General features: G+C 72.2%; 4 protein-coding genes. All 4 read right to left on the bottom strand.

Translation table 11 applies throughout. The features are described from left to right. Window positions 1–165 (bottom strand): nicotinate-nucleotide--dimethylbenzimidazole phosphoribosyltransferase (locus tag AB0J09_RS61515; protein WP_360713329.1); only part of this gene is annotated, 165 nt, incomplete at its 3' end. Window positions 166–178: 13 nt separating this feature from the next. Further along, on the bottom strand, window positions 179–1,024 hold the full coding sequence (locus tag AB0J09_RS61510) for a sirohydrochlorin chelatase (protein ID WP_360713328.1): 846 nt from the start codon (window positions 1,022–1,024) through the stop codon (window positions 179–181). 71 nt (window positions 1,025–1,095) lie between these two features. Next, window positions 1,096–2,271, bottom strand: coding sequence for an SAM-dependent methyltransferase (locus AB0J09_RS61505; protein WP_360713326.1), 1,176 nt, complete (start codon window positions 2,269–2,271; stop codon window positions 1,096–1,098). 79 nt (window positions 2,272–2,350) lie between these two features. Then, the coding region (locus AB0J09_RS61500; RefSeq protein WP_360713324.1) for a GNAT family N-acetyltransferase at window positions 2,351–2,816 on the bottom strand (466 nt) is incomplete at its 5' end.

Here is a 2,816-nt window from a genome sequence, read left to right as displayed (position 1 = left end):
CATGGGCGGCGGAGTGACGCCGGCCGCCCCGGAGAGGCGTACCGCGATCTCCTCCAGCAGGCCCAGTGAACCGCGGGGCTTGGTCAGGCGGTCCTGGTACGCCCGGGCCTCGGCAAGGGCGCGAGGGTCCGCGGGGCGGATCGCGGCGAGCGTCTCAGCGAGCACAGCAAACCTCCACTTATGGGACGAGTTGGAGCGCTTCCTCGTATCGGTCGATCACGACATCGGCCAGGGTCTCGCAGTCGCCGATCACCTCGGCGCAGCGGATGTCGAGATCGGGGTGTCCGGCGCCGTACGCCAGGGCCTGGGCCCACACGCGCTCGAGCATGCCGCCCGCGAACAGCAGGTACGGCACCACGATCACGCGCTTGGCCCCCAGCCGGCGGCAGCGCTCGAGCCCGCCGGGCACCCCCGGCGGCGTCACCGAGACGAAGGCGGTCTCGACGGTCATGAAGTCGTACGCGTGCGTCTCCCAGAACAGCCGGGAGACCCGGTGGATCTCGGCGTTGGCCGCCGCGTCCGTCGAGCCCTCGCCGACCAGCACGATCGCCGTCTCTCCCGGCTCGACCTGCGCGAGGAGGTCGTCGGCCGGCGGCGTGTCGACCGCGCGGAGCCGTGGCCTGGCGCCCACGAGCTCCAGCGAGCGCGGCTTGTGGATCTCGGTGGCCGCCTCGTTCAGCCGTTCGGCCAGCAGCGACAGCACGCGGGGGTCGGGGCCCAGGGGGCGGCCGTAGTCGTACATCAGCGTCGGATGCCGCTTCTGCTCCAGCTCCATCGCGGCGGGGAAGTCTTCGCCCACCCTGCTGAGGCTCAGTGGGAGCGCCACGAGCCGGTGGTGTCCCCTGGCGACCAAGGAGGCCACGGAGTCGCTGAGTCTGGGGGAGGCACGTTCCAGGTAGCCGCCGGAGACGTCGGCGCCCGTCTGGTCGAGCCGGCAACGGAGCCGGTGTACGAACCGGCCGAACTCCGCGGCGTAGGCGTCATCCTGGGAGCCCTGCCCGATCAGCAGGAGCGGCGGCTTCATCGTGAGGGGATCTCCGGTCCGGTAGACAAAAGACACGCGAGGATATCCGATGCGCCCCGGTAGGGAACAGGTCACGCTGTGTGCGCGGGTGTCGCGTGCACCACGAACACGGGGTCAGAGGCGGTCAGGCGGTGCGAGCCGTCGGGCTCGAGCGTCAGCTTCGAGGCCAGGATCTGGGTGCCCTCGCCGCGGTAGCCGTGCTCGCGCAGGAGTTCGAGCACGGCCGAGACCTGCTCGACCTTCCTGAGCGCGCACACCAGAGTACGCGGGCCGCGCGCTGCGCAGGCGACCACGACGTCGGTGCCGCCGCCGCCCACGTAGACAGCGTCGGGGTCGGGCAGCGGCTCCAGCGCGGGCGGCGCCTGGCCCCTGGTCAGAGCCACTTTGACACCGTGCTTCAGCACGTTGGCGCGCAGCCTGGCGCACGACTCCTCGTCGCGCTCGACGGCCATGACGGCCGCGCCCATCCTCGCGCACTCGACGGCGATCTCGCCCGCGCCCGCACCCACGTCCCAGATCAGGTCTCCGAGCCGGGGACCCAGCTTGGCCAGGATGAACGCCCGCACCTCCGCGGGAAGTGCGCTCTCGGACGGCAGCGCCCACTCGGCGGGACCCGGCTGGGCGCCGGCCACCCAGCCAGCCTCCCTGGGCCGGTGCAGCGGGTCGATGACGAGGACCACGTCGGGGTCCTTCCACGGCCTGGTCGTCGCCTCCCCCATGCGGCTGTGCGTGACCCGTTCGTCGGGGCCGCCGAGGTCCTCGCAGACGATCAGCGCGCGCGGCGTGGTCGGCGCCAGCTCCCTGGCGATCTCCCCGGGCCCGACGCCCGGCGCGACCAGCAGCGCGACCTTGGGGTGGGCACGGCAGGCGTTCACGACCCGGTCCAGCTGGCCCGGGCCCGACGGGGCGACGACGAGCGCGTCCTCCCAGCTGAGCCCGGCGCACGCGAAGGCGCGGGTGACGAGCGAGATCGCCGGCAGCACCTCCGGTTTGAGGCCGTGCGCCCGTAGCGTGCGGACTACTCCGAAGAATCCGGGATCGCCCTCGGCGATCACGACCGCCGGGCCCTCGCCGTGCTCGAGATGGTCGTCGAGGACTTCCAGCAGCGAGTCGTCCGCCACGGTCGGCGCGGTGAGCTTGAGCTGCCCGAGAATGGCGTCGGGGCCCACGACAAGCCTCGCCTCGTGCAGCTTGTCCACCGCCCTGGCCGAGAACTCGTGCCCGTCCCAGCCGACCACCGTGATCATGCGCCTCACCGTCCTCACCACAAGGGTGACGGGTGCGGAGGGGTTTCACAAAGGGTACGAGGGACAGTCCGGTGTGCCCTCAGGCCAGGTCGGACGGGACGAGACTGTAAACGATCAGGTCCTCGCCGCCCAGCGAGGAGCGGGCGACCCCCTCGCGGACGAAGCCCGCCTTCTGCGCCACCCGCTGTGAGGCCGCGTTGGTCACGGCCGCGCGGAGCTGGAGCCGGCTGAAGCCGTGCCGCTCGAACAGCCAGCGCGCGATCGCCACGACGGCCTCGCCCGCGTACCCCTTGCCGCGGGCCCACGGCGCCGTCATGTAGCCGACCTCGGCCGTCCGGTTGGTCCAGTCGAGGTCCCTGAGGTCCACGTTGGCGACGAAACGGCCGGTCTCCAGTTCTTGGACCGTCCAGCCGATGCCCGCGCCCCTCATGCGCATCCGTTCGGAGACGTCGATGAACGCCCGCGCGTGCTCCTGCGTGTAGTCACGCGGCACGCCGGTCCTGGCCTGGGTGAGGGGGTCGGCGGCGGTGGCGGCCAGGTCCGGC

This window comes from Nonomuraea sp. NPDC049784 (genome assembly GCF_040659615.1).
Taxonomy (GTDB): domain Bacteria; phylum Actinomycetota; class Actinomycetes; order Streptosporangiales; family Streptosporangiaceae; genus Nonomuraea.
This window is presented reverse-complemented; position numbering and strand designations above follow the sequence as displayed.

Bases quoted from the DNA above. Each gene is read 5' to 3' on its own strand.
- AB0J09_RS61510 (WP_360713328.1), bottom strand. From the start codon at position 1,024: ATGAAGCCGCCGCTCCTGCTGATCGGGCAGGGCTCCCAGGATGACGCC.
- AB0J09_RS61505 (WP_360713326.1), bottom strand. From the start codon at position 2,271: ATGATCACGGTGGTCGGCTGGGACGGGCACGAGTTCTCGGCCAGGGCG.